The 22,023-nt window shown below is 66.0% G+C and carries 31 protein-coding genes; 19 read left to right on the top strand and 12 right to left on the bottom strand.

Features of this window, described 5'->3' with window-relative positions; translation table 11 throughout:
• Positions 1-9 precede the first annotated feature (9 nt).
• Together G7007_RS16135 and G7007_RS16130 are read left to right on the top strand one after the other, a co-directional pair.
• A complete protein-coding gene (locus tag G7007_RS16135) occupies positions 10-783 on the top strand; it encodes a class II glutamine amidotransferase (RefSeq protein WP_181103238.1) in 774 nt (257 codons plus the stop codon).
• Positions 784-801: 18 nt separating this feature from the next.
• The gene (locus tag G7007_RS16130; protein ID WP_181103236.1) at positions 802-1,323 is read left to right on the top strand and encodes a DUF2937 family protein; all 522 of its coding nucleotides are present in this window, start codon (positions 802-804) and stop codon (positions 1,321-1,323) included.
• A 93-nt stretch (positions 1,324-1,416) separates the two neighbouring features.
• Here the strand turns inward: G7007_RS16130 and G7007_RS16125 are convergent, their stop codons facing one another.
• The gene (locus G7007_RS16125) at positions 1,417-1,653 is read right to left on the bottom strand and encodes a YdcH family protein (protein ID WP_181103234.1); all 237 of its coding nucleotides are present in this window, start codon (positions 1,651-1,653) and stop codon (positions 1,417-1,419) included.
• Positions 1,654-1,767: 114 nt separating this feature from the next.
• Between G7007_RS16125 and G7007_RS16120 the strand changes: the two genes are divergently transcribed.
• The 4 genes from G7007_RS16120 (at position 1,768) to G7007_RS16105 (ending at position 4,885) form a co-directional block, all read left to right on the top strand.
• A complete protein-coding gene (locus G7007_RS16120) occupies positions 1,768-2,136 on the top strand; it encodes a 5-carboxymethyl-2-hydroxymuconate Delta-isomerase (RefSeq protein WP_181103232.1) in 369 nt (122 codons plus the stop codon).
• Between the two features lie 117 nt (positions 2,137-2,253).
• The gene (gene rnd, locus G7007_RS16115) at positions 2,254-3,384 is read left to right on the top strand and encodes a ribonuclease D (RefSeq protein WP_181103231.1); all 1,131 of its coding nucleotides are present in this window, start codon (positions 2,254-2,256) and stop codon (positions 3,382-3,384) included.
• Positions 3,384-3,677, top strand: coding sequence for a YcgL domain-containing protein (locus G7007_RS16110; RefSeq protein ID WP_060394577.1), 294 nt, complete (start codon positions 3,384-3,386; stop codon positions 3,675-3,677). The genes rnd and G7007_RS16110 overlap by 1 nt, the downstream gene beginning before the upstream one ends.
• A 275-nt stretch (positions 3,678-3,952) precedes the next feature.
• Positions 3,953-4,885, top strand: coding sequence for a D-2-hydroxyacid dehydrogenase (locus G7007_RS16105; RefSeq protein WP_181103229.1), 933 nt, complete (start codon positions 3,953-3,955; stop codon positions 4,883-4,885).
• A 169-nt stretch (positions 4,886-5,054) separates the two neighbouring features.
• On the opposite strand, the gene G7007_RS16100 is transcribed toward G7007_RS16105, so the two are convergent.
• Complete coding sequence (locus G7007_RS16100) at positions 5,055-5,648, bottom strand: nitroreductase family protein (protein WP_181103227.1); 594 nt, start codon at positions 5,646-5,648, stop codon at positions 5,055-5,057.
• Between the two features lie 144 nt (positions 5,649-5,792).
• Here G7007_RS16100 and G7007_RS16095 point away from each other — a divergent pair, with 144 nt between their 5' ends.
• Positions 5,793-6,242 carry a YcgN family cysteine cluster protein gene (locus tag G7007_RS16095; RefSeq protein WP_181103225.1) on the top strand — a complete coding sequence of 150 codons (450 nt, stop codon included), beginning with the start codon at positions 5,793-5,795 and terminating at the stop codon, positions 6,240-6,242.
• Positions 6,243-6,283: 41 nt separating this feature from the next.
• Positions 6,284-7,498 (top strand): hypothetical protein, encoded by a 1,215-nt coding sequence (locus G7007_RS16090; RefSeq protein WP_181103223.1) that lies wholly within the window; start codon positions 6,284-6,286, stop codon positions 7,496-7,498.
• 252 nt (positions 7,499-7,750) lie between these two features.
• Here G7007_RS16090 and G7007_RS16085 read toward each other — a convergent pair whose 3' ends face one another.
• Complete coding sequence (locus G7007_RS16085; protein WP_181103221.1) at positions 7,751-8,152, bottom strand: YgaP-like transmembrane domain; 402 nt, start codon at positions 8,150-8,152, stop codon at positions 7,751-7,753.
• Positions 8,153-8,387: 235 nt separating this feature from the next.
• Between G7007_RS16085 and G7007_RS16080 the strand changes: the two genes are divergently transcribed.
• The 3 genes from G7007_RS16080 to G7007_RS16075 all read left to right on the top strand — a co-directional run bounded on the left by G7007_RS16080 (position 8,388) and on the right by G7007_RS16075 (position 9,914).
• Entirely contained in the window at positions 8,388-8,798 is a 411-nt protein-coding gene (locus G7007_RS16080) for a transcriptional regulator (RefSeq protein WP_181103219.1), read from the top strand.
• Positions 8,799-9,015: 217 nt separating this feature from the next.
• Positions 9,016-9,141: a PA1414 family protein gene (locus G7007_RS22380; protein WP_308852303.1), complete on the top strand. Its 126-nt coding sequence runs from the start codon at positions 9,016-9,018 to the stop codon at positions 9,139-9,141.
• Between the two features lie 179 nt (positions 9,142-9,320).
• Positions 9,321-9,914: a tRNA-uridine aminocarboxypropyltransferase gene (locus G7007_RS16075; RefSeq protein ID WP_181103217.1), complete on the top strand. Its 594-nt coding sequence runs from the start codon at positions 9,321-9,323 to the stop codon at positions 9,912-9,914.
• A 284-nt stretch (positions 9,915-10,198) separates the two neighbouring features.
• On the opposite strand, the gene G7007_RS16070 is transcribed toward G7007_RS16075, so the two are convergent.
• From G7007_RS16070 to G7007_RS16050, 5 genes are all read right to left on the bottom strand, one after another.
• Positions 10,199-10,570, bottom strand: a complete 372-nt coding sequence (locus G7007_RS16070) for a glutaredoxin family protein (RefSeq protein WP_181103215.1) — start codon at positions 10,568-10,570, stop codon at positions 10,199-10,201.
• Positions 10,571-10,623: 53 nt separating this feature from the next.
• On the bottom strand, positions 10,624-11,169 hold the full coding sequence (folE, locus tag G7007_RS16065; protein ID WP_181103213.1) for a GTP cyclohydrolase I FolE: 546 nt from the start codon (positions 11,167-11,169) through the stop codon (positions 10,624-10,626).
• Between the two features lie 69 nt (positions 11,170-11,238).
• Complete coding sequence (locus G7007_RS16060) at positions 11,239-11,799, bottom strand: Smr/MutS family protein (protein WP_181103211.1); 561 nt, start codon at positions 11,797-11,799, stop codon at positions 11,239-11,241.
• A gap of 49 nt (positions 11,800-11,848) precedes the next feature.
• Positions 11,849-12,169, bottom strand: a complete 321-nt coding sequence (locus G7007_RS16055; RefSeq protein WP_181103209.1) for a hypothetical protein — start codon at positions 12,167-12,169, stop codon at positions 11,849-11,851.
• An 83-nt stretch (positions 12,170-12,252) separates the two neighbouring features.
• Complete coding sequence (locus tag G7007_RS16050) at positions 12,253-12,843, bottom strand: cysteine hydrolase family protein (RefSeq protein WP_181103207.1); 591 nt, start codon at positions 12,841-12,843, stop codon at positions 12,253-12,255.
• A gap of 177 nt (positions 12,844-13,020) precedes the next feature.
• On the opposite strand from G7007_RS16050, the gene prmB reads away from it, so the two are divergent.
• Complete coding sequence (gene prmB, locus G7007_RS16045; RefSeq protein WP_181103205.1) at positions 13,021-13,929, top strand: 50S ribosomal protein L3 N(5)-glutamine methyltransferase; 909 nt, start codon at positions 13,021-13,023, stop codon at positions 13,927-13,929.
• Between the two features lie 37 nt (positions 13,930-13,966).
• Here prmB and G7007_RS16040 read toward each other — a convergent pair whose 3' ends face one another.
• Together G7007_RS16040 and G7007_RS16035 are read right to left on the bottom strand one after the other, a co-directional pair.
• The gene (locus G7007_RS16040) at positions 13,967-14,722 is read right to left on the bottom strand and encodes a hypothetical protein (RefSeq protein ID WP_181103203.1); all 756 of its coding nucleotides are present in this window, start codon (positions 14,720-14,722) and stop codon (positions 13,967-13,969) included.
• A gap of 96 nt (positions 14,723-14,818) precedes the next feature.
• Positions 14,819-15,781 carry an alpha/beta hydrolase gene (locus G7007_RS16035; protein ID WP_181103201.1) on the bottom strand — a complete coding sequence of 321 codons (963 nt, stop codon included), beginning with the start codon at positions 15,779-15,781 and terminating at the stop codon, positions 14,819-14,821.
• Between G7007_RS16035 and G7007_RS16030 the strand changes: the two genes are divergently transcribed.
• Genes G7007_RS16030 through G7007_RS16015 form a run of 4 tightly spaced genes read left to right on the top strand, consistent with a single transcriptional unit; the run spans position 15,768 to position 18,794 of the window.
• Positions 15,768-15,974, top strand: a complete 207-nt coding sequence (locus tag G7007_RS16030; RefSeq protein WP_181103199.1) for a hypothetical protein — start codon at positions 15,768-15,770, stop codon at positions 15,972-15,974. The two genes, G7007_RS16035 and G7007_RS16030, sit on opposite strands and share 14 nt — an antisense overlap.
• Positions 15,975-15,991: 17 nt before the next feature.
• Positions 15,992-17,077: a chorismate synthase gene (gene aroC, locus G7007_RS16025; protein WP_181103197.1), complete on the top strand. Its 1,086-nt coding sequence runs from the start codon at positions 15,992-15,994 to the stop codon at positions 17,075-17,077.
• Between the two features lie 29 nt (positions 17,078-17,106).
• Positions 17,107-18,261: an MFS transporter gene (locus G7007_RS16020; RefSeq protein WP_181103195.1), complete on the top strand. Its 1,155-nt coding sequence runs from the start codon at positions 17,107-17,109 to the stop codon at positions 18,259-18,261.
• On the top strand, positions 18,258-18,794 hold the full coding sequence (locus G7007_RS16015) for an oxidase (RefSeq protein WP_181103194.1): 537 nt from the start codon (positions 18,258-18,260) through the stop codon (positions 18,792-18,794). Before G7007_RS16020 ends, G7007_RS16015 begins: the two co-directional genes overlap by 4 nt.
• 89 nt (positions 18,795-18,883) lie before the next feature.
• Here the strand turns inward: G7007_RS16015 and G7007_RS16010 are convergent, their stop codons facing one another.
• Entirely contained in the window at positions 18,884-19,156 is a 273-nt protein-coding gene (locus G7007_RS16010; protein ID WP_181103193.1) for a DUF3509 domain-containing protein, read from the bottom strand.
• A 251-nt stretch (positions 19,157-19,407) separates the two neighbouring features.
• On the opposite strand from G7007_RS16010, the gene G7007_RS16005 reads away from it, so the two are divergent.
• Together G7007_RS16005 and G7007_RS16000 are read left to right on the top strand one after the other, a co-directional pair.
• Positions 19,408-19,947 (top strand): ankyrin repeat domain-containing protein, encoded by a 540-nt coding sequence (locus G7007_RS16005; RefSeq protein WP_258198599.1) that lies wholly within the window; start codon positions 19,408-19,410, stop codon positions 19,945-19,947.
• A 61-nt stretch (positions 19,948-20,008) separates the two neighbouring features.
• Positions 20,009-20,530 (top strand): hypothetical protein, encoded by a 522-nt coding sequence (locus tag G7007_RS16000; RefSeq protein ID WP_181103192.1) that lies wholly within the window; start codon positions 20,009-20,011, stop codon positions 20,528-20,530.
• A gap of 7 nt (positions 20,531-20,537) precedes the next feature.
• On the opposite strand, the gene G7007_RS15995 is transcribed toward G7007_RS16000, so the two are convergent.
• The gene (locus tag G7007_RS15995; protein WP_181103191.1) at positions 20,538-21,476 is read right to left on the bottom strand and encodes a ZIP family metal transporter; all 939 of its coding nucleotides are present in this window, start codon (positions 21,474-21,476) and stop codon (positions 20,538-20,540) included.
• Between the two features lie 123 nt (positions 21,477-21,599).
• Here G7007_RS15995 and G7007_RS15990 point away from each other — a divergent pair, with 123 nt between their 5' ends.
• Complete coding sequence (locus tag G7007_RS15990) at positions 21,600-21,803, top strand: hypothetical protein (RefSeq protein ID WP_181103190.1); 204 nt, start codon at positions 21,600-21,602, stop codon at positions 21,801-21,803.
• Positions 21,804-22,023: the final 220 nt, after the last annotated feature.

Below are 22,023 nucleotides of genomic sequence, written 5' to 3'. Positions count from 1 at the left end.
GCCCCGACCATGTGCGAACTGCTGGGCATGAGCGCCAACGTCCCGACCGACATCGTCTTCAGCTTCACCGGCCTGATGCAGCGCGGCGGGCGTACCGGCCCGCACCGCGACGGCTGGGGCATCGCCTTCTACGAAGGCCGTGGCCTGCGCCTGTTCCAGGACCCGACCGCCAGCAGCGAGTCGGAAGTCGCCAGCCTGGTGCAGCGCTACCCGATCAAGAGCGAAGTGGTCATCGGCCACATCCGTCAGGCCAACGTGGGCCGGGTCTGCCTGTCCAACACTCACCCCTTCGTGCGTGAGCTGTGGGGCCACAACTGGTGTTTCGCGCACAATGGCCAGTTGGCGGCGTTCCAGGGGGCGACCAGCTTCTACCGTCCGGTGGGCGATACCGACAGCGAAGCGGCGTTCTGCGACCTGCTCAACCGCGTGCGCACGGCCTTCCCTGACCCGGTGGAGGTGGAACAGCTGCTGCCGGTGCTGGTCGAAGCCTGTGCGGAGTATCGGGGCAAGGGCGTGTTCAACTGCCTGTTCAGCAACGGCGACTGGTTGTTCTGCTTCTGTTCGACCAAGCTGGTCCACATCACGCGCCGCGCGCCGTTCGGCCCGGCTCGGCTCAAGGACGTCGACGTGATCGTCGATTTCCAGTCAGAGACCACGCCCAACGACGTGGTCACCGTGATCGCCACCGAACCGCTGACCGAGAACGAGATCTGGCAGCGCTACGCGCCAGGTCAATGGGCCCTGTGGCGGCATGGCGAGTGCGTCGCCCACGGGCAGAGCTGAACCCAGGGAAGCCGTTTGATGTTCAGAAGCTATCTTCGCTTGCTGTTGTTCACCGCCGGCCTGCTGGTCGGTGTCCAGGTGCCAGGCTTCATCGACAGCTACACGCAGCGGGTCGAGGCCCATTTGCTCGAGTCGCGCGAAGCGCTCAAAGGGTTTCAGCAGACTGCGCAACGCTTCTTCAATGGGGACCTGCAGGCGCTGGTCCGGCATTACCGCACCAGTGACGATCCAGTGTTCAACAGCGATGCCAACAGCATCGACAGCCTGTTGACGCGTAATCAGGTGCTGGAAGAAGAATGGCGACAGCTGCAGGGCCCCTGGGCCAGCCGCACGTGGCACGTGCTGGTGACGCCGGACCCTCAACTGCGCGACGAGACGCTCGAGGGCTACACTTACCAGGTGCTGCTCGTCCCCGAGGCGGTCGGTTGGGGCATCGGCCTGGGCTTCGTGCTGGCGCTGGCGGTGGAGAGTGTGCTGATGCTGCTGGGCCGGCTGATCCTGGGCTTCAGACGTGAGCCGGTGAAAGAAAGCTGGCGGTAGCGGAAGGGGCGATCGTGGCTGGCTGCCCCATCCCTTCGAGACCCCAGGCCAGCGTCGCCGCGGGCGCGGCACCTGGCCAGAGGGTCGGTAGGTTCACGCCTTGGGCGGGTGTACCAGCCGTTCGATCTTGTCCTTGATCAACAGCCGTTCCTTGCGCAGGCGGCTGACTTCGTCGTCAGACCTGCCGTTGTTCTCTGCCGTGATGACGGCTTTGTCACTGGCGTTGTACTCCTTGTGCAGCCGATGCAGGTCGGCATCCTTGTCGATGAGTGCCTGGAAGGCGTCTTCGGTCACGTGCAGGTCAGCGAGCAGATCGTGCGGGACTGGCATCTCTTCACCTCGTTCAGGGATTGGCAGGATCATGACGTTTGAGACCCGCTGCCTGGCGAGGTTCCCATCTTGCGCTAGCCTTGGCGGACGCCTTCATTGCCTGGGATGTCCTTGATGCCGCACTTGAACCTCGAATACAGCGCCAACCTGACCGATCTCAAGGTGGACCTGCTGTTGCTGCGCCTGAACCAAGCTCTGGTCGCCAGCGGGCAGTTCGCCGACGAACTGGACATCAAGAGCCGGGCGCAGGCCGTTTCTCACTTTCGAGTCGGCACCTCGCCACTGCCACGCGGGTTCGCCCATGTTCGCCTGGCGATCATGGCCGGGCGTCACCCCTTGGTGAAGAAACAGCTGTCCAGTGCCCTGCTGGAGGTGCTGCACGAGTCCATCGGCCCGATCGCCGAGGTGGACGTGCAGTTCAGCGTCGAGATCCACGAGCTGGACCCGCACACCTACGTCAAGCTGCACCTACCGCCGCACTAACGGTCCGGTCGGTGCGCCAGCGGTCGACGGGCAGGGCCTGCCTGTCGGGGTAGCCCCGGTTTCCCGTGCATGGCCCGCGCCGTATATACTGCGCGCCACTGTTTGTGGGAGAACCTTGTGGCCATCGAAATACACTGGATACGCGACGACCAGAGTCTGGCCGAGCATTGCCGGGCCTGGCGCCGACGCCCGTTCGTGGCACTGGACACCGAATTCATGCGGGTCGATACCTTCTACCCGAAGGCTGGCCTGATCCAGGTCGGTGACGAAGGCTGTGCCTTTCTCATCGACCCGCTGCTGATCGACGACTGGCAACCCCTGGCCGATCTGCTCGAAGACCCGGCCGTGGTCAAGGTGCTGCATGCCTGCAGTGAAGACCTCGAGGTGCTGTCGCGCCTGACCGGCAAGCTGCCGCAGCCGTTGTTCGACACGCAGTTGGCGGCCGGCTACCTGAACATCGGGTTCTCGATGGGCTACTCGCGCCTGGTGCAGGCAGTCCTGGGCCTGGAACTGCCCAAGGGCGAGACGCGTTCCGACTGGTTGCAGCGTCCCCTGTCCGACACCCAGGTCAGCTACGCCGCCGAGGATGCCGTGCACCTGGCCGAGCTGTTCAGCGCCTTGCGGCCTCGCCTGTCGGACGACAAGTTCGCCTGGGTGCTGGATGACGGCGCCGAACTGGTCGCGCAACTGCGCCGCGAGGTCGAGCCGGAGTCGCTGTACCGCGACGTCAAGCTGGGCTGGAAGCTCTCGCGCCAGCAACTGGCCGTGCTGCGTGCCCTGTGCGCCTGGCGTGAGCGCGAGGCGCGCAGCCGCGACGTGCCGCGCAACCGTATCCTGCGCGAGCACTCGCTGTGGCCGTTGGCCAAGAGCCAGCCGAGCCACCTGACCGCGCTGGCCAAGATCGAGGACATGCATCCGCGTACCCTGCGCCAGGACGGCGAGACCCTGCTCGAACTGATCCGCACGGCCGCCGCCACGCCGCCCGAGCACTGGCCGGAGCCCTTGCCCGAACCCTTGCCGATCGAAGCCTCGGGCGTGCTCAAGCGGTTGCGCGCCATCGGCCAGGCCGAAGGCGAGCGGCTGGGCATCGCACCGGAGCTGATGTTGCGCAAGAAGGCCCTCGAGGCCCTGCTCAAGAGCGGCTACCCCGACGGCCCCTATCACTTGCCCGACGCCTTGCGCGGCTGGCGTCGCGAGCGCATGGGCCAGGCCCTGCTCGACAGCCTGGCCAGCACTGGAGAATCCTGATGAAACGTATCTGCTCGATCTACAAGAGCCCACGCAAGCGCGAGATGTACCTATACGTGCTCAAGGCCGATGGCCTCGAAAAAGTGCCAGAAGGCCTGATCCCGTTCTTCGGCACGCCGGTGCACGCCTTCGACCTGGTGCTGTCGCCCGAGCGCAAGCTGGCCCGCGAAGACATCGCCAAGGTGCTGGAGAACCTGGATGGGCAGGGGTATCACCTGCAGATGCCACCGCCGGATGACGAGTACATCGAGCATCTGCCGGATGAGCTGTTGCGGCGTAACGATCCGGTCTGAATATCGGCGCCTGAAGGGTCTTGCGGGCCCTACGGGCCCGATCGCGGTCGGGCCGGCGTCCCGGCGGGGGGCGCTCTCATAGCACATAAAATATCTTTTTGATTTAAAGGGAATTTCAGAATTTTGTGGGCCCGCAGGGCCCGTAAAATCAGCCCCACCAACCGCTGGCCAATCCCCGCCTTATCCGCCACGATCAACCTCCCAGCCGCGGCACGACCTCCTCTCACCCCAATCCCTTCTGCCCGGCCCTCGTTTCCTGAAAAGGCAGCCCCCTCATGCGCCTCCTGATCGCCGAGCACGACCACGCCCGCTACAGCCAGCTGCTGTCCAGCGCCAACCCCACCTTGCGCATCACCGCCAGCGCAGACCCTGCCGAACTCGCCCAACACGCCGCCCACTGCGCGATCTGGCTGGGTCAGCCCGACCTGTTGGCCGACCTTCTGCACAAGGCGCCGCCCCCCGCCTGGATACAGTCCACCTGGGCTGGTATCACGCCGCTGCTGGCCGCCGACCTGCCGCGCACCTACCGCCTGAGCCGCGCCGTCGGTATTTTCGGTCAGGTCATGGCCGAGTACATGCTGGGTCATCTGCTGGCTCACGAACGCCGACTCCTGGCCTTGCCGCGCGCGCAGGCCGAACGACGGTGGGATACACGCCCTGGCGGTACCCTGCAAGGGCGTACCGTGCTGATCGTTGGCATCGGTGATATCGGCCAGCAGGTCGCTCGGCAGCTGCAGCCTTTCGGCGTCATCCTGCATGGCATCGCCAGCCAGGCACGTGAGCAGCCGCCGTTCGAGCAGGTCGCGCCCTTGAGCGCACTGGCCGACTGCATCCTCCAGGCCGACTACATCCTGAACCTGTTGCCCGACACGCCTGCGACCCGCGACCTCTACGACGCCACGTTGCTGCACCGCTGCAAACCCAGCGCCGTGCTGATCAACGCCGGTCGTGGGACCTCGGTGGTCGATGCCGACCTGTGCGCAGCCCTTGGCGAAGGCCAACTGGCCGCCGCCGTACTGGACGTCTGCCGCCAGGAACCACCGCCCGGCGATCATCCGTTCTGGCGCACGCCGAACCTGCTGCTGACCGGCCATACCGCTGCCCCGACCTCACCGCCGGCCATGGCGCAGCTGTTCCTGCACAACCTGCACGCCTTCCAGCATGGCCAGCCGCTGCAGGGCGAGGTCGACTTCAGCCGGGGTTACTGAGGGGGAAGGCGAGCGCTAGAAGCTTCAAGCTTCAAGCTTCAAGCTTCAAGCGGATGCTCAGGGCTGACGTTTATCGACAGCGGTCCAGACATCGAGCGCTGCACTAATGGGCCCTGCGGATCGCTTTTGCTTGCAGCTTGCAGCTTGCAGCTCGCCACTTCCCCCCACCTCACAACGAAAAGTCCCCTTCGGCCGCCAGCTCGCTCAGCGGGCGGCGTGGGCTCGGGGTTTCACGGGCCTGCAGGGCTTCGGCCAGGTTGACCTTGTCGCCCAGCTTGCCGATGGCGATCATCGCGTGGACTTCGTAGCCCTCCGGGATCTTCAGCTCACGACGGGCCAGGTCCTTGTCGAAGCCGGCCATGCCGTGGGTGTGCCAGCCGCTCAGGCTGGCTTGCAGTGACAGGTGCGCCCAGGCCGCGCCGGTGTCGAAGGTGTGCCACAGGGCCGGTTTCTCTTCGGTGGCGCCGGGCGCGGCGAAGGTGGTCTTGGACACGATCACCACCAGGGCCGAGGCGTGCTGCGCCCAGTCGCGGTTGAAAGGCACCAGCAGGTCCAGGTAGCGCGCCCAGTTCGGCGTGTCGCGACGTGCGTAGAGGAAGCGCCACGGTTGCGAGTTGTAGGCCGAGGGCGCCCAGCGCGCAGCTTCGAGGAAGGTGAGCACGGTCTGTTCGCTGATCGGTTCGGCGTTGAAGGCGCGCGGGGACCAGCGGGTGATGAACAGCTCGTCGATGGCATGGTCGGCGATACGGGTATTGGCGCTCATGAAGGCTCCTGGAACGGTGGGCAAACCCGCACGCTACTGGGTTGCCCCACCCCTGACAAGCGGTCTGGCAATGGTCGCGATCAGGCTCTAGACTGGCGCCGCCGCGCCTGGCGGCCTTCGAGCTCACTGCAGGAACCCCGTGTGATGAATGCTGACACCGCGCCCTTCTGGCGGCGCAAGACCCTCGATCAACTCGACGCGCAGGAGTGGGAATCGCTCTGCGACGGCTGTGGGCTGTGCTGCCTGCAAAAGCTCGAGGACGAGGACGACAACAGCATCTGGTACACGCGTGTGGCCTGCAAGCTGCTGGATCTGGGCACCTGCCAGTGCAGTGACTACCCCCAACGCTTCGCCCACGTCCCGGACTGCATCCAGCTCACGCCCGGCAAGGCCGACGCCTTCACCTGGCTGCCGGCCACCTGCGGCTACCGCCTGGTCAGCGAGGGCAAGGACCTGCCGAACTGGCATCACCTGGTCTGCGGCGACCGCAGCCAGGTCCACGTGCAACGCATTTCGCAGGCAGGCCGCATGCTCAGCGAAAAGAGCGTGGCCGAAGACGATTGGGAAGACTACCTGATCTTCCGCGCCAGCTGAGCACGCCTGACCTCCGCTTTTCGCCTCGACGGGAGCTTCGAATGCATCGTGTAGTGATGGTGTTGCTGTGCCTGTGCGTCAGCGCCCCCAGTTGGGCGCGCAAGGTCGACCTGGACTACCACGTCCGGCTGCTGCCCGGCAGCGGTCAGGCCGAGGTGCGGGTGACGCTGGCCGATGGCAGCGCCGTGCGCGGCCTGGACTTCAACCTGGGGCAGCGGGGTGCCTACAGCGACTTCGCAAGCGATGGACAGTGGACGCTCGGTCCTCAGGGCCAGCGAGGTCTGTGGGCGCCGGCGGCGGGCAAGAGCAGCCTGACATATCGCGTACGCCTGACCCAGCAAGCGGCCAATGGCGACTACGAAAGCCGTCTCACGTCCCATTGGGCGCTGTTTCGCGGTGAGCAACTGGTGCCCCCGGCGCGACTCGATCAGCAGGACGGCGTCGAACTGGTGGCGCGCCTGAGCGTGGAGCTGCCCAAGGGCTGGACAGGCATCGAGACAGCCTGGCCGCGCATCGGCAAGCAGCGCTTTCGCATCGATGACGTGTCGCGGCGTTTCGACCGGCCCACGGGCTGGATGCTGGCAGGCAGCCTGGGCAGCCGACGCGCACGCCTGGGCGAGACCGACGTGACGATCGCCGCGCCGCGCGGGCAAGGTCTGCGACGCCTCGACACCCTGACCTTGATGACCTTCGTCTGGCCCCAGTTGCAGGCCGTGTTCCCACGCCCCTTGCCCAAGCTGCTGGTGGTTGGCGCCCATGACCCGATGCGCCGCATGGCCGTGGCCGCGCCTCGCTCGTTGTACCTCGACAGTGGGCGTGCGCTGATCAACGAGAATGGCAGCAGCCCATTGCTGCGTGGCCTGGTCGAGGCTTTCGCCCAGATACGCGATCGCGAGCGCAGTGACTGGCTGGGGGAGAGCCTGGTGGACTACTACGCCACGGCCGTGCTGCAACGGGCCGGGGGTCTGAGCGATGACCGCTACCGCGTCTTGCAGCGTCGCCTCCATGCCGAGGCCGAGGGCGTCACGACGCTGCGCGGCGACCAGGCGACCCCGGCGCAGGTGGCGCGTGGTGTGCTGCTGTTGCAGGCGCTGGACAAGGAGATTCGGGTGTACAGCCATGACAAGCGTTCACTGGATGACGTGACCCGCGCATTGATGCGCCTGCCGAGTGTCAGTACGGAAGAGTTCGTGCAGTTGAGCGAGCAGGTGCTGGGGCGGGGTTCGAGCGTGCTGGAGGCGCCGGTGCTGCACTAGCGCGGCAGTGGGGATGAAGCGGGTGGCTTCGAACTCATCGCGGGCAAGCCCCACAGGTTGGCAGCAAGAACTGTAGGACTTCAGGTTGGCGGCGGCAGCTGTAGAAGGTTGTAGAGGTAACCAGGAAGCCGGCTCCCACAGCGGGCCAGTGCTTGCAATGCAAGGCAAGGCTTGAGCTGAACCTGTGGGAGCCGGCTTGCCGGCGATGGTCTGTCAGACGCCGCGATCGCTCAGGCGACCGCTTTTCGTCGTTTACAGCTTCGGATTCGACAGCGTCTCGTTACCGGTCACGGTCGTTTCGCTGACTGCATCGACGGCTTTGTCCTTCAGGCGGGACAGTTTGTCTGCACCTGTCTCGGCCTTCTCGGTCACCGTATCGACAGCCTTGTCTTTCAGGCGCACCAGTTTGTCCGCGCTGTCCTCGATGTCGGCACGCAGGCCATGCATCTCGTGGGTCTGACGGTGCAGCCAGCTCTTGGCTGCACAATGGCCGCTGAACCCGCGAGCCAGCGCCAGGCCACCTACTGCCAATTGCAGCAGGCCAAGCAAGCCGCCTTGGCGCAGGCCCTTGCTGACCATCAGTGCACCGCCCGCCAGGGAGCCGGCGCGTTCCAGGCCGTGGACGTTCTTGGAATCGGAATGAAGATCGAGCATGGCAAAGTCTCCTGTTCAAGTGTAAGCAGCAGACCCCTCGAGCCGCCGACGCGTTCAGTTCGGTTGTTCGGTTGCATGGACGGCGACGAAAACCACCAAGTCGATGGACGAGCCGCCGTCATCTGGCGTGATTGGCCATGAAAAAGACCTGTCAGTCGTCCCCAGGGCCTCCGATCAGATCGAACAACCTCCACAGGCGCTCGGTCCTATGCATGAACCCACGGAGACTTCGTCCATGACTGAATCGACAGAAAAAAAATACGATTGGGATCTGATCGAACACCTGCTTCAGAACATTCAAAAAGGCGCGAACCAGCGCATGACGCCCAACACCGACTCGCAGGCGCTGGTCGATGCCATGGCCGCCAAGGGGCGTTCCGCCCGTGACGTTACCCAGCTCGATGCCCAAGTCCGCGACTACACGGCACTGCTGCTCGAGCGTGGCTACCTGACGTCCACAGGCGATGCCCAGTCAGGCGGCCTGATGCTTACCGAACTGGGCTCTCGGCTGCTCAGCGCGATCGATAGCAGCATCCCGGGCGACGACCGTCCACGCCGCACCCTCGACAAACAAGGCGACGCCTTGGACGTGGAAGTGTTCAAGGAAGTGACCGCCGATCCTCAGCTGTCCAACGGCGCGATCTGACGGAAGTCGAGCACGTTGGCGTGACAGTGGCGGACGTGCTGTACATGTTGCAACAAGGTGAAACAGTTGGCCGACCGCCGGGGCTCGCACAAGCGGCGTGATACCCGGCACAATCTGCAAGAACAGGTCAGCGCGTTTATCCAGAGACGCCGCTACAGTCTGTAAAAAGCATCGCAGAGCCGTTAGACCGTGAGCCTGACCCGTCAAAGGGGGCATTATGAAGAACCGTATGAACAACTGGCTCCATGACCTGGCCGTCGCGTTGGGTCTCGTCCCGCCACCGCTGCAGCCAGTGCCGATTCCGACCGATGACAAGCGCCGTCGCCCTGGGCAGCGACGTTAGGTAGCGTCGCTGCACGTCGCAAGCTGCAAGCGTAAAGCAGCCTATCTGCCCAGGCTTGGCTCGCCATGAGTCTTGCAGCGCTTTAAGATGCAGCGCTTTGAGAGCTTGCAGCCAAGCGGCTGACAGCCAGCCGCATTCGTTCGCGGCGCTCAGCTTCCGCCTCGCGTCCAGAGACACCCATGCCAAGACCCCGCTGTGAGCGCTGCCTCAGGCCGCTCGATCACTGCCTGTGCCCGCTGATTCCTCGATTGCCAAGCCGTACGCGCGTGCTGCTGCTGCAACACCCCAGCGAAGCCGGGCATGCGTTGAACACGGCGCGTCTGGCCAGCCTGGGGTTGGTGAATGCAGCGCTTGAGGTGGGCGAAGTGTTCGACCGCTTGCCTCACTGGCTGGCCACGCCGGTCTATCGACCCGTCCTGCTGTTTCCGGGGGAAGGGGCAGAGGTGGTGAAGCCCTCGACCCCAGACGACCGGCCCTGGCTGCTGGTGGTACCGGACGGGACATGGCGCAAGGCACGCAAGCTGGTGTACCTGAACCCGGCGCTGGCAGCGTTGCCGCGGGTGACCCTGAAGGATGACGCCGCGCCTTCTCGCTACCGTCTGCGCAAGGCGCCCGGGGAGGGCGCCTTGTCGACCATCGAGGCCGTGACGCGGGCCCTGAACGTGCTGGACGCGCCGGCGTGCTTCGATGAGCTGCTCAGGCCGTTCGATGCCTTGATCGAAGGGCAGATCGCGGCCATGGGGGCGGAGGTGTTTGCGCGTAATCACGGGTGAGGCGGGCGGGGATAGGTAAAGCCTGAGTCATCGTTGTGTAGGGCTGGCGGCCCCTGCGGGGCCGATCGCGGCCGGTCCGGCGCCCCGGCAGGGGCCGCTCCTACGGGAACCGCGTTTGGCTATAAGGCCGGGCAACGTTACACAGACAGATCAGGTCAGCGCTGCGGACCCTGTAGGAGCGGCCCCTGCCGGGGCGCCGGACCGGCCGTGATCGGGCCCAACGGGCTCGTAACATCAGCGCCGCCCACCCAGCCAGTCAGCCCCTCACCCTCAGCACCCTCGCCTCACACCCCAGCAAACCGCCCATCAAGATACGCAATGATGTCCTTGGACTCATACATCCACGTCGTCTTGTCACCCTCGTCGATCCGCAGGCACGGCACTTTCACCCGCCCACCGCCTTCGAGCAGCGCCTGGCGGTGCACGGGATCCTGCTTGGCATCGCGCAGCGCCACCGGCACGTTCAGACGGTGCAGGGCACGCCGCGTCTTCACGCAGAACGGGCAGGCATGGAACTGGTACAACGACAGCTGACGGGCCGCCTGGTCGACCTGGGCCTGAGCGGCCGGGTCACGCTTGCGCTTGGCCGGGCGGCTGACCCAGTCGCCGAACACGATCAGTTGGCCGAGTCCGACCCGCAGGGCTTTAACGATCATCGATGACTCCTGGTGCAAGAACCAGGCCCTGCAGGCCTGGCGTCATGGGCCTGTCACTTGATCAGGCTGAGAAACTCGCTGCGGGTAGCCGCGTTGTGACGGAACTCGCCAAGCATGACCGAGGTGATCATCGCCGAGTTCTGCTTTTCGACACCGCGCATCATCATGCACATGTGCTTGGCTTCGATGACCACGGCCACGCCGGCGGCGTCGGTGACCTGCGAGATCGCATCGGCGATCTGCCGGCTGAGGTTTTCCTGGATCTGCAAGCGGCGGGCGTACATGTCGACGATGCGTGCGACCTTCGACAGGCCCAGTACCTTGCCTTTGGGCAGGTAGGCCACGTGGGCCTTGCCGATGAACGGCAGCATGTGATGCTCGCACATCGAATACAGCTCAATGTCCCGAACCAGCACCATCTCGCTGTTGTCCGAGGTGAACAACGCGCCGTTGGTGACTTCTTCCAGGGTTTGCTCATAACCGCGGCAAAGGTACTGCATGGCCTTCGCTGCCCGCTTGGGCGTGTCGCGCAGGCCCTCGCGAGAGATGTCCTCGCCGATCTGGCTGAGGATCTCGGTGTAGTTCTGTTCCAGGGACATGGATCTACCTGTGGGAATTTTTGCAAAGGCGAAGGGTACGGCGGCGCGCGCGACGCTGCAAGCGCGGCGTCATTCGTCGCGGCCTTCGAGCATGGTGCGCTTGAGCATCACGTAAACCGCACCCGTGCCCCCATGGCGCGCGCTGCACGAGGCGAACCCCAGCACCTGGGGATGCTGACGCAACCAGGTATTGACGTGGCTCTTGATCATCGGGCGCTTGCCATCGAGCCGCGCGGCCTTGCCGTGGGTGACGCGCACGCAGCGCACTTCGAGCTTGGTCGCTTCGGCGATGAAATCCCACAGCGTTTCACGCGCCTTCTCGACGCTCATGCCGTGCAGGTCCAGGCTGCCCTCGAAGGGGATCTGGCCCAGCTTGAGCTTGCGTATCTGGGTTTCCTGCACGCCATCGCGGCGCCACATCAGCTCATCCTCGGCGCCTACGTCGATCACGAACTGATCGGACAGCCCGTCGATCACCAGCGGTTGATCGCTGCGCACCGTCGCGGCCTGACGCAGGCCGGCCAATTGCCGGCGGTCGGCCTTGGGCTTGCCGACGTCCGCACGGTCGTGACGGAGCTGCTTCACGCCCTGCATCTGCCCACGGAAGAGGGAAAAATCATCGTCTTGCATGCCGGTCTCCACGCCTTGAGGCGGCGTATCTTACGCGACTGTCCGGCGCTCAACCGCGCTTTTTCGTCAGGTGAGGCGACAGGCCCAGTTCGTGACGACGGCGCAGGCGCAGGCGGCTGACGCGCCAGCCGCGCACGCCCAGCCAGAGCAGCAGCAGGCCAGCCACCACCAGCACGCTGGCCAGCGGGCGGTTGGCGTTGAGTTCGGCGAAGGCCTCATAGTTGCCCAGCAGGCCGGCGACGCCGGCCATGGCCATGAGGATGCCCAAGGTCGCGACCATGGCCGACAGGCCGGCCGCCAGGCGCGCACTGCGGCCGCCAGGGCCCGAGGTGCGCGAAGAAGGGGTGTCGAAGCGGTCAGCGCGTTTCATGCCGGTCTCCTCCGGGGTATCCGGTCATGGGACTCGCCGGCGCGAGCCGACGTTCCGCACGGCCGTCGAGCGGTCGTCACGCGTCAGATCAGGCTGTCGGTCGGCGCGACACAGGCGAAGTTGTCGGCCATCACCGCCATCTCGCAGCGGTGGATCTGCGCCGCCGGGATGACCTCGTCCTTGAACGCCAGGTCGCGGGTGGTCGACGCATCCTCGACCAAGGTGCAGCGGTAGCCGTAGTCCTTGGCGCGGCGCACGGTGGTGCTGACGCTCGAGTGGCTCATGAAGCCGCAGACGATGAGGTCCAGGTGACCCAGCGCCTGGAGCGTCTCGTGCAGGGCAGTGTTCTTGAACGCGTTGGGCATGCGTTTCTCGATGACGGTTTCGCCATCACGTGGCTCGAGCCCGGGGATGAATTCGCCACGGCTGCCTTGCGGGTCGAACGGGCCGCCCACGGTACCGAGGTGGCGCACGTGGACGATCGGGCGTCCGGCCTTGCGCGCGGCCTCCAGCAGCCGGGCGATGTTGGCGACCGCCGCGTCCATGCCCGACAACGCCAGCGGCCCGCTCAGGTATTCCTTCTGGGCGTCGATCACGATGAGGCTGGCCTGGTTCAGCCGGGCCGGCGGGTAGTCGCGGCCGCTCAGGCGGAACATGGTGGTTGGAACGGACATCGATGGCTCCTTGGCTAGGGCTTTTGTGGCCTATTGTCCTCTGCCGCGACGCCGTTGGGAATGCTTGACAGCGCAGGCAGCGCGTTTCCTGGCCTGGAGCCGGCTCACCGACAGTCCGGGGAACCATTTGCACCTGGCTGCTGTTAGACTTTCGGACTGTCTGATAAGGAGTTCTTCGTGATCACATCCCGCCTGCGCACGCTGCGCGACCACATCCGCTGGGCGGTCAGCCGCTTCCACGAACACGACCTGTTCTTCGGCCATGGTGCCGACAACGCCTGGGACGAGGCGCGCCTGCTGGTGCTCGGCGCCGTGCACCTGCCCTGGGAGATCGCCGACAGCTACCTGGACTGCCAGCTCGAGGACGACGAGCGCGTGCGCCTGCTGCACCTGATCAAGCGGCGCATCGACGAGCGCGTACCGACCGCCTACCTCCTGGGCGAGGCGTGGTTCTGCGGCATGTCGTTCCTGGTCGACGAGCGCGTGCTGGTGCCACGCTCGCCCATCGGCGAGCTGATCGAGAAGCGCTTCGAGCCCTGGCTGGCCCAGGAGCCGGCGCGCATCCTCGACCTGTGCACCGGCTCAGGCTGCATCGGCATCGTCGCCGCCGACGTGTTCCCCGAGGCCGAAGTGGCGCTGGCCGACCTGTCGTTCGACGCGCTGGAGGTGGCCAACCGCAACATCGAGCGTCACGGCCTGGAAGGCCGGGTCTACACCGTGCAGGGCGATGGCTTCGGCGGCCTGCCGGGCCAGCGCTTCGACCTGATCCTGTCCAACCCGCCGTACGTCGATGCCGAAGACTTCGCCGACATGCCCGCCGAGTACCACCACGAGCCCGAGCTGGGCCTGGCCTGCGGGCAGGATGGCCTGGACCTGGTACGGCGCATGCTGGCCGAGGCCGCCGATCACCTGACCGACAAGGGCTTGCTGATCGTCGAGGTCGGCAACAGCCAGGTGCACGTGGCCGAGCTGTATCCTGAGGTGGACTTCGCCTGGCTCGACTTCGAGCGCGGCGGGCACGGCGTGTTCATGCTGACCGCCCAGCAGTGCCGCGACCATCAGGCACTGTTCCAGTCGCGGGTCTGACCCGCGCCCTTCACGTCGAGGCCTGTTGCAGGCGGCCTCAGCGTGACGCCATCCAGATCAGCAGCGCCGCCTGGAACACCGCGAAGGCCACCAGGCAGGCGATGGTGAAACGCAGGCTGCCGTCTTCGCGCTGGTAGCGGGCGACCCGCTCGTCCCGCTCGCGCAGCGACGCTTCCTGGGCCTGGAGATCGGCGTCGGCCTGTTGCAGCAGACCGGCGGCTTCCAGGGTGTCCACGCGCTGGACCCGCTCGGTGTTGAACCCGCCCTTGAGCTGGGCGACGTCCAGCTCGGCGGTGTGGTCGGGCGTCTGGCCGTCGGCGTCGATCAAGGCGATGCCGAGCCGTTCCAGCACGTGGTCACGCCGCAGCTTGGCGTCAGGGCGCAGGGCGTCCCTGGGCGGCAGTACCCGGCTTTCCACCCGATAGTGCGACCAGCGCCGTTGCAGCCAAGCCACGCCCTGGGCCAGCAGAAAGCGGCCCAGGCCGCGATCGAGCGGTTGCAGGTCGAGGTCGGCGCCCAGGCGCACGGATTTGCTGGTGTGGTCGACCCAGATGTCCAGGCGGTTCTGGGTTTTGTGCACGCGCTGGCCAGGCAGGCGGACTTCCAGGCGCAACAGGCTGAAGGCCAGGTCATGGCGCTCGGCATGCCCGACTTCGACGAAGCGCAGGGGCCGGGTGCCGTCGTGGCGGGTGGGCAGCGGCGCCAGGCGCACCAGTTGGAAGTGCTCGGCGTGCACGTCGGCCCAGGGCAGGGCGGCAGGCTCCGGTGAAGGCGGTGTTTCGGTATCGGTCATCCGTTGATCCTCGGGGTCAGGCGGGGCGGCGTCCGGACGTCTTGGCCCGGCCCACCCATCCTCCTGCTATCGGCATCCGGCGCAAAACCTGAACGCCTACGGCGCCACGACCTGGCGAATGAACGCCACCACGCGCTCCCCCAACTCCCGCGCCAGCGGCAGTTCCGGGTTGTTGTAGCTCTCGCGCTGCTGGCTCATGTCCCGTGGGCTGATGCGCAACATGTGGTTCATGCCGTCGATCAGCACCAGCTCGGCCTCGGGCCGCGCGGCCTTCAGGCGCTCGGCGTCCTCCACGTCGACCTGCACGTCGTTGCGGCCCTGGATGATCAGCGCGGGCACCGTCAGCCGGGCGAAGGCCTGAGCCGGGTCCTGGCGGAACAGGCTGATCAAGTAGGGCTGCACGCTGGGACGAAACACCTGGCGCAGGGGCGCAGGCACGTCCAGGCTGGTCTGGCCGGCCTGCAGGCGATCGAGCAAGGCGTTGCCCTTGGCCAGCTGGCGAGGCGACAGCCGCTGGGCCAGTTGTTCGCGCAGCACGTCCGCCACCGGCCGGCCGCTGCCGGCCAGGGTGATCACGGCGCTGGCACCAGCCGGCTCGGCGGCCAGGCTGGCGATCAAGGCGCCTTCGCTGTGACCGATCAGGATCAGCGGGCCGAACCGTGAGTCGGCCTTGAGCGTCTGCCCCCAGGCCACCACGTCCTGCACGTAGCGCTCGACGCTCAGGTCGCGCTCGTCCGGCGTGGCCGGTTGGCTGGCCGCCACGCCGCGCTTGTCGTAGCGCACGCTGGCGATGTGCGCGTTGGCCAGCAGCAGGGCCAGGCGCTTGAGGTTGTCGACCCGGCCGCCGGCCGGGTTGTTGCCGTTGCGGTCGGTCGGTCCGGAACCGGCAATGATCAGGGCCACCGGGGGTGGCGAATCGCTTTCGGGCAACAGCAGGCTGCCGTGCAGCACACCTTGCCCGGTGTCCAGGCTGATCGGACGTTGCAGGACGGTGGGGGAGGCGGCCTGGGCCAGGCCAGCGAAGCACAACAGGAACACGGCGACCATGCGCGACTTCATCGAATACCAACGCGGCCAGGCCGCTTCCAGAGGTGGGATGGCGCTTGGACCGGGCGCCGCGGCACAAGGTTCGTTCGCCAGGCGGTGTACCGAGCGCAGCCTGAACGGCGCGCAGGGACGCTGCGGACGACGCCTGGGGATGATCTCACCGGTAGGCCTGCGTATACTGGCGGCCTTGTTCAAACCAGGCTGATTCGCGGAGCGTCCTGCATGTCCGGCAATACCTTTGGCAAGCTGTTCACTGTCACCACCGCTGGCGAAAGCCATGGTCCGGCGTTGGTCGCCATTGTCGACGGCTGCCCGCCGGGCCTGGAGATCACCCTGGCCGACCTGCAGCACGACCTGGACCGCCGCAAGCCAGGCACCAGCCGCCACACTACCCAACGCCAGGAGGCCGACGAGGTCGAGATCCTCTCCGGGGTGTTCGAAGGTCGCACCACCGGCTGCTCGATCGGCCTGCTGATCCGCAACACCGATCAGAAGTCCAAGGACTACTCGGCCATCAAGGACCTGTTCCGCCCGGCCCATGCCGACTACACCTACCACCACAAGTACGGCACCCGCGACTACCGCGGCGGTGGCCGCAGCTCGGCGCGCGAGACCGCCATGCGCGTGGCGGCCGGGGCGATCGCCAAGAAGTTCCTCGCCACCCAGGGTATCCAGGTGCGCGGCTACATGAGCCAGCTCGGGCCGATCGAGATTCCGTTCAAGACCTGGGACAGCGTCGAGCAGAACGCCTTCTTCTGCCCCGATCCGGACAAGGTCGCCGAACTCGAGACCTACATGGACCAACTGCGCCGTGACCAGGATTCGGTCGGCGCCAAGATCACCGTGGTCGCCGAGGGCGTGATGCCGGGCCTGGGCGAGCCGATCTTCGACCGCCTGGACGCCGAGCTGGCCCATGCGCTGATGAGCATCAACGCGGTCAAGGGCGTGGAGATCGGCGCCGGTTTCGCCAGCGTCGCCCAGCGCGGCACCGAGCACCGCGACGAACTGACCCCGGACGGCTTTTTGAGCAACAACGCCGGCGGCATCCTCGGTGGCATCTCTTCCGGTCAGCCGATCGTCGCGCACCTGGCGCTCAAGCCGACCTCGAGCATCACCGTGCCGGGCCGCTCGATCGACACCCAGGGCAACCCGGTGGACATGATCACCAAGGGCCGCCACGACCCGTGTGTGGGCATCCGCGCCACGCCGATCGCCGAGGCCATGATGGCCATCGTGCTGATGGATCACCTGCTGCGTCACCGCGGGCAGAACGCCGACGTGCAGGTGTCGACCCCGGTGCTACGCTGATGCGCGACCGGCGCGTGGTGCGCTGAGCCATGGCGCCGTTGCCTTACTGGCGCCTGTCCAGTTTCTACCTGTTCTATTTCGCCCTGCTCGGCGCCACGGCGCCGTTCCTGGCGCTGTACTTCGACCACCTGGGGTTCGCCCCGGCGCGTATCGGCGAACTGATGGCCATCCCCATGCTGATGCGCTGTGTCGCGCCGAACCTGTGGGGGTGGCTGGGGGACCGCAGTGGCCAACGCCTGCTGATCGTGCGCCTGGGCGCGCTGTCGACCCTGGCCAGTTTCGCACTGATCTTCTTCGGCGCCAGCTATGCCTGGCTGGCGCTGGTGATGGCCCTGCACGCGTTCTTCTGGCACGCGGTATTGCCGCAGTTCGAGGTCATCACCCTGGCGCACCTTCAGGGACAGACCGGCCGCTACAGCCAAGTGCGTCTGTGGGGCTCGATCGGGTTCATCCTGGCGGTGATCGGCCTGGGCGCGCTATTCGAGCGTTTCAGTCTCGACGTCTATCCGCTGGCGGTGGTGCTCATCATGGCCGGTATCGTCATCGCCAGCCTCTGGGTGCCCAACGCACAGCCGCCCGAGCCGACCGAGCGGCAGCCGGTCGGCGGCTTTCTCGCGCAACTGGCCGCGCCGGGCGTCCTGGCCTTCTACGGGTGCGTGGCGCTGATGCAGTTCAGCCACGGGCCGTACTACACCTTCCTCACCCTGCACCTGGAGCACCTGGGCTACACCCGGGGCGCCATCGGCCTGCTGTGGGCGCTGGGCGTGGTCGCCGAAGTGCTGATGTTCCTGCTCATGGCGCGGGTATTTCAGCGCTTTTCGGTGCAGCAGGTGCTGTGCGCCAGTTTTCTGCTGGCGGCCCTACGCTGGCTGTTGCTGGGCGAGCTGGCGCAGGTGCCGGCGGTGCTGCTGTTCGCCCAGCTGCTGCACGCAGCCACCTTCGGCTGCTTCCACGCGGCGGCGATCGCCTTCGTGCAAGGCAGCTTCGGCGCGCGTCAGCAAGGCCAGGGCCAGGCCCTGTACGCGGCACTGGCCGGGACCGGTGGTGCTCTGGGCGCGTTGTATTCCGGTTACAGCTGGGCCCGGCTCGGGCCTGGCATGACCTTCGGGCTGGCCAGCGGCGCGGCGCTGCTGGCTGCCTTCATCATGATCGTTCGACTGAAACGAAGCAGGAGCAATGCATGAGCATCCTCAGTGTGTTCCAGGTGTCCAGCCCGGCCATGCCGGACAAGGTCCTGACCCATCACGAAGACATCGCGGCGACCCTCGCCGAGCATGGACTGCGCTTTGAGCACTGGCCGAGCGACGCGGCGGTACGGCCGGGGACGGAAGAGGGCGAGGTCAGGGCGCGTCACGCAGACGTGTTCGAGCGTCTGGCGCACGAGCGGGGGTGCAGCGTGCTGCGGCTGCTCAACCAGGACGATGTCGACCAGGGTTCGCTGGGCTGGCGCGAAGAACACGTGCACACCGGCGAGGAGGTGTTCGTGATGCTGAGCGGACGCGCCGAGCTGAGCGTGCGTTTGGATGACCGCGTGCTGTCGGTGCTGTGCGAAAAGGGCGATGTGCTGACCGTACCGGCAGAGGCGCGGCGCTGGCTAGAGCTGGGGGAGCGACCGTTCTGCCTGGCGATTCGTGCGTTCGGTAGCGAAGGCGACGCCTTGGCGCGGTTCACGGGTGACGAGACGGCCAGGGAATTTCCTGGGATCGAGGCACTCTGAAAGAGGTGACGTGCCGTTCGCAAGGCAGGCCGATGTTCACGGGGAAAATTTGATGAACGTTGGCGTGCCTTACGAGGCCCGGGCCGTCATTAACGGTAGGTAGGCAGGGCGAAGCGTTGCTGGCTTTGCAGCATGTTGATCACCGGCAGTTCGCTGGCTTGTTCGGCCAGATCACGGCGAATGGCGCTGATGGCCCAGGACAGCTGCTCGGCGCTGTGCAGCTGACCGTAGGACAGGACGCGGCGGGTGACTTTGCCGTCGGCGCTGCGCAGGGTCAGCAGGATACCGCCATCGGGACGTGGCTGGGTAGCGACCTGGTAGGCAGCGAATACCGAAGCGAATTTCTCTTGAATGAGGTTCATGTCCAACTCCCGAAATGGATGTGTGCAGATTCTGGGTAGAGGATTGCAGCGAGCGTGCCAGCTTTTTGCTAAAAAAATATCCTTTAAAATCAATAGCTTAACTATGTGACAATTTCAGTGTGCCATGCAGAGTGCATGGTCATGCAAATTGCACAGTGCATTTTGCAACGCCTGGCAGGCGCGTCGGCTTGGAACCATCCTCCCAGGCGTGCTGCCTAAATCATTCGACCCGATTGCCCAGGAGCACACAAATGACCGATTCGTCGCAGACCCTAGCCGGTGCCGGCCGCGCCATGACCGAAGAAGAGGCGGTGCAATTCGCCGAGCAGGTCTTCGATCGGGCTCGTGTGGGGGATGCCGAGATGCTCGAACGGTTGATCACCAGCGGGCTGCCGGTCAACCTGCGCAATGGCAAGGGCGATACCTTGCTGATGCTGGCCAGCTACCACGGGCACCATGACGCGGTTCGCGTGCTGCTCACGCACGGTGCCGACCCGCTGATGGCCAACGACCGTGGGCAGCTGCCGATCGCTGGGGCGGCTTTCAAGGGCGACCTGCAGATGATCCAGTTGCTGCTCGAAGAAGGTGTACCGGTCGATGTCTGTGCTGCCGACGGTCGTACGGCGCTGATGCTGGCGGCCATGTTCGACCGCGTGGAAATGCTCGACTACTTGCTGGAGAAAGGCGCCGATCCCGCGCGTCGCGACGCCGGTGGTGCCAATGCACTGGCTGCGGCCATGACCATGGGTGCGAGCCAGGCCGCTGCGCGGTTGCAGGCCTTGGCCGACTAACCGGCAGCGGGCATTTGCGGCTATCCTTGGCGACTTTTTTCGTCGCTCGCAAGGGGCCACCATGAAACACGCACTGCTCGAACTCATCCGCCTGGTCGGCGCCGGCTGCATGCCCGACGAGGACATGGCGCGGATCGCCGACGAGGCGGCCCAGGCCTACGCCGACCCGGTCGCCTTCCTCGAGGCCAACCCGGACATCAACTACGACGACAGCTTCCCGATCCCGCTGGGCGAATGGGTGGTGGTCGGCAGCCTGCCGGACACCGTGCTGTTTCAGGCCGACACCTATCAGGACCTGTACGAGCAGATCGCGGCGTCGTTCGACAAAAGCGTGCCGCTGAACCTCAAGGCCAAGCAGTTGGCGCGTACCGAGCCACTGACCGCGCTGAACCGGATCCAGGTGCAGCTGGGCGCCTTGAACAAGGAAGCGGGCGGCTACGTGCTGGTCGACTTCAGCCAGCCGCTCGACGATGAACTGCAGATGGTCATGGTCGGCCAGCACGACCTGGCGCGCGTGCTGGCGCTAAGCGAAGAGGTCGGCATCGCTGCCGCACCGGCGCTCGAGGCCCTGCGCCAGGCCTGAGGCCGGTTCAGCCCAGCGCCGTGTCGAGGAACATCATCACCGCGAAGCCGCCCATCAGCCCGAGGGTGGCCGAGGTCTGGTGGCCATGGCGGTGGGTTTCCGGGATCACCTCGTGGGAGACCACGAACAGCATCGCGCCAGCAGCCAGGCCCATGCTGATCGGGTAGGCCAGGGCGAAGCCGGTGGAGATCCCCAGACCGATCACCGCGCCCAGCGGCTCCATCAGGCCCGAACCGATGGCCACCATCGCCGCCTTGAAGTTCGACAAGCCCGTGGCCCGCAGCGCCAGGGCGACCGCCAGGCCCTCCGGGATGTCCTGGATGGCGATGGCGCTGGTCAACGGCAGGCCGACCGCCATGTCGCCGTTGGTGAAGCTGACGCCGATGGCCATGCCTTCGGGCAGGTTGTGCAAGGTGATGGCCAGCACGAACAGCCAGACACGGTTGATGCGATCGGCATCTGGACCCAGCGGGCCGGTGCTTTCGTGTTCATGGGGGGTGAAACGCTCCAGGCCGAGCATCAGCAGCACGCCCAGGCCCAGGCCGACGACGACCGTGAAGGCGGCGCCGGTACCGCTGCCGGTGATTTCCCGGGCCGCTTCCAGCCCCGGCAGGATCAGCGAGAACGAACTGGCGGCCAGCATCATGCCGGCTGCGAAGCCCAGCATCACGTCCTGGCTGCGCGTGCTCACATCGCGCAGCACCACGGCCAGCACGGCGCCGAGCGCGGTAGCGGCGAACCCGGATAGACCGCCCAGCGCCGCCAGGTGCAGGTTGTGCGCATGGTCGCCGCTGAAGGCATTCCAGATACTCGCGCCCAATAGCGCCAGCACCACCAGCAGGCTCACACCCAGGCCGGCGCTCAGCCAGGGCGTGGTCTTGATCTGGTCGCGCCAGGCGCTGCGCAGGGTGGAGACGACGGCACTGTCGGTATTGGCTGGTGGCATGCAAACCTCGTGGCGGATGAAGGAACTGTCAAGGTAGGGCCGGATCCGAAGCACCAGGGTTCCCTGTCCGGGATGAATGACGGGGCATGGGTGGCGATCGAAGACAGGCGCAGGGGCATCGGTATGGGTGCGACGTTCAACGGGCTGGTCGGCCTGATCCTACTCGGGTTCGACCTCTGGGCACTCGTCAACGTTCTCGGCAGCGGGGTACAGGGGTGGAAGAAAGGCCTCTGGGGCCTATGGATCGTGGGGGCGCCGGTGATTGGCGTCATCGTCTGGGGCATTGCCGGGCCTCGCTGGCCGGGGAGGCCTGGGACGACGCGGTGATGGGTTTTGTGGGCCCGTTGGGCCCAATCGCGGCACAGGGCCGCTCACAGTTGGGCCGCGGCGCTGGAGGGTGCCAGAACGCCGCCGTCCCTCTGTAATTGAATGGACTCGCCCCCGCCGAGGCATCACAGTGCCACGGTGGCGTTTCTTGAACAGCCAACGGCAGCGAGGGCCAGTCCATGAGCAAGCATAAAGCCAAACACAATTCCCTGTCTTCCAC

It is taken from the genome of Pseudomonas entomophila (assembly GCF_013523125.1).
Taxonomy (GTDB): Bacteria; Pseudomonadota; Gammaproteobacteria; order Pseudomonadales; family Pseudomonadaceae; genus Aquipseudomonas; species Aquipseudomonas entomophila_B.
Note: the sequence above shows the minus strand (reverse complement) of the source record. Positions and strands in the feature narration are given on the sequence as shown.

Coding starts and splice junctions, on each gene's coding strand:
- G7007_RS16135 (WP_181103238.1), top strand. CDS start 10: ATGTGCGAACTGCTGGGCATGAGCGCCAACGTCCCGACCGACATCGTC.
- G7007_RS16130 (WP_181103236.1), top strand. CDS start 802: ATGTTCAGAAGCTATCTTCGCTTGCTGTTGTTCACCGCCGGCCTGCTG.
- G7007_RS16125 (WP_181103234.1), bottom strand. CDS start 1,653: ATGCCAGTCCCGCACGATCTGCTCGCTGACCTGCACGTGACCGAAGAC.
- G7007_RS16120 (WP_181103232.1), top strand. CDS start 1,768: ATGCCGCACTTGAACCTCGAATACAGCGCCAACCTGACCGATCTCAAG.
- G7007_RS16110 (WP_060394577.1), top strand. CDS start 3,384: ATGAAACGTATCTGCTCGATCTACAAGAGCCCACGCAAGCGCGAGATG.
- G7007_RS16105 (WP_181103229.1), top strand. CDS start 3,953: ATGCGCCTCCTGATCGCCGAGCACGACCACGCCCGCTACAGCCAGCTG.
- G7007_RS16100 (WP_181103227.1), bottom strand. CDS start 5,648: ATGAGCGCCAATACCCGTATCGCCGACCATGCCATCGACGAGCTGTTC.
- G7007_RS16095 (WP_181103225.1), top strand. CDS start 5,793: ATGAATGCTGACACCGCGCCCTTCTGGCGGCGCAAGACCCTCGATCAA.
- G7007_RS16090 (WP_181103223.1), top strand. CDS start 6,284: ATGCATCGTGTAGTGATGGTGTTGCTGTGCCTGTGCGTCAGCGCCCCC.
- G7007_RS16085 (WP_181103221.1), bottom strand. CDS start 8,152: ATGCTCGATCTTCATTCCGATTCCAAGAACGTCCACGGCCTGGAACGC.
- G7007_RS16080 (WP_181103219.1), top strand. CDS start 8,388: ATGACTGAATCGACAGAAAAAAAATACGATTGGGATCTGATCGAACAC.
- G7007_RS22380 (WP_308852303.1), top strand. CDS start 9,016: ATGAAGAACCGTATGAACAACTGGCTCCATGACCTGGCCGTCGCGTTG.
- G7007_RS16075 (WP_181103217.1), top strand. CDS start 9,321: ATGCCAAGACCCCGCTGTGAGCGCTGCCTCAGGCCGCTCGATCACTGC.
- G7007_RS16070 (WP_181103215.1), bottom strand. CDS start 10,570: ATGATCGTTAAAGCCCTGCGGGTCGGACTCGGCCAACTGATCGTGTTC.
- folE (WP_181103213.1), bottom strand. CDS start 11,169: ATGTCCCTGGAACAGAACTACACCGAGATCCTCAGCCAGATCGGCGAG.
- G7007_RS16060 (WP_181103211.1), bottom strand. CDS start 11,799: ATGCAAGACGATGATTTTTCCCTCTTCCGTGGGCAGATGCAGGGCGTG.
- G7007_RS16055 (WP_181103209.1), bottom strand. CDS start 12,169: ATGAAACGCGCTGACCGCTTCGACACCCCTTCTTCGCGCACCTCGGGC.
- G7007_RS16050 (WP_181103207.1), bottom strand. CDS start 12,843: ATGTCCGTTCCAACCACCATGTTCCGCCTGAGCGGCCGCGACTACCCG.
- G7007_RS16040 (WP_181103203.1), bottom strand. CDS start 14,722: ATGACCGATACCGAAACACCGCCTTCACCGGAGCCTGCCGCCCTGCCC.
- G7007_RS16030 (WP_181103199.1), top strand. CDS start 15,768: ATGCGCGACTTCATCGAATACCAACGCGGCCAGGCCGCTTCCAGAGGT.
- G7007_RS16035 (WP_181103201.1), bottom strand. CDS start 15,781: ATGAAGTCGCGCATGGTCGCCGTGTTCCTGTTGTGCTTCGCTGGCCTG.
- aroC (WP_181103197.1), top strand. CDS start 15,992: ATGTCCGGCAATACCTTTGGCAAGCTGTTCACTGTCACCACCGCTGGC.
- G7007_RS16020 (WP_181103195.1), top strand. CDS start 17,107: ATGGCGCCGTTGCCTTACTGGCGCCTGTCCAGTTTCTACCTGTTCTAT.
- G7007_RS16015 (WP_181103194.1), top strand. CDS start 18,258: ATGAGCATCCTCAGTGTGTTCCAGGTGTCCAGCCCGGCCATGCCGGAC.
- G7007_RS16010 (WP_181103193.1), bottom strand. CDS start 19,156: ATGAACCTCATTCAAGAGAAATTCGCTTCGGTATTCGCTGCCTACCAG.
- G7007_RS16005 (WP_258198599.1), top strand. CDS start 19,408: ATGACCGATTCGTCGCAGACCCTAGCCGGTGCCGGCCGCGCCATGACC.
- G7007_RS16000 (WP_181103192.1), top strand. CDS start 20,009: ATGAAACACGCACTGCTCGAACTCATCCGCCTGGTCGGCGCCGGCTGC.
- G7007_RS15995 (WP_181103191.1), bottom strand. CDS start 21,476: ATGCCACCAGCCAATACCGACAGTGCCGTCGTCTCCACCCTGCGCAGC.
- G7007_RS15990 (WP_181103190.1), top strand. CDS start 21,600: ATGGGTGCGACGTTCAACGGGCTGGTCGGCCTGATCCTACTCGGGTTC.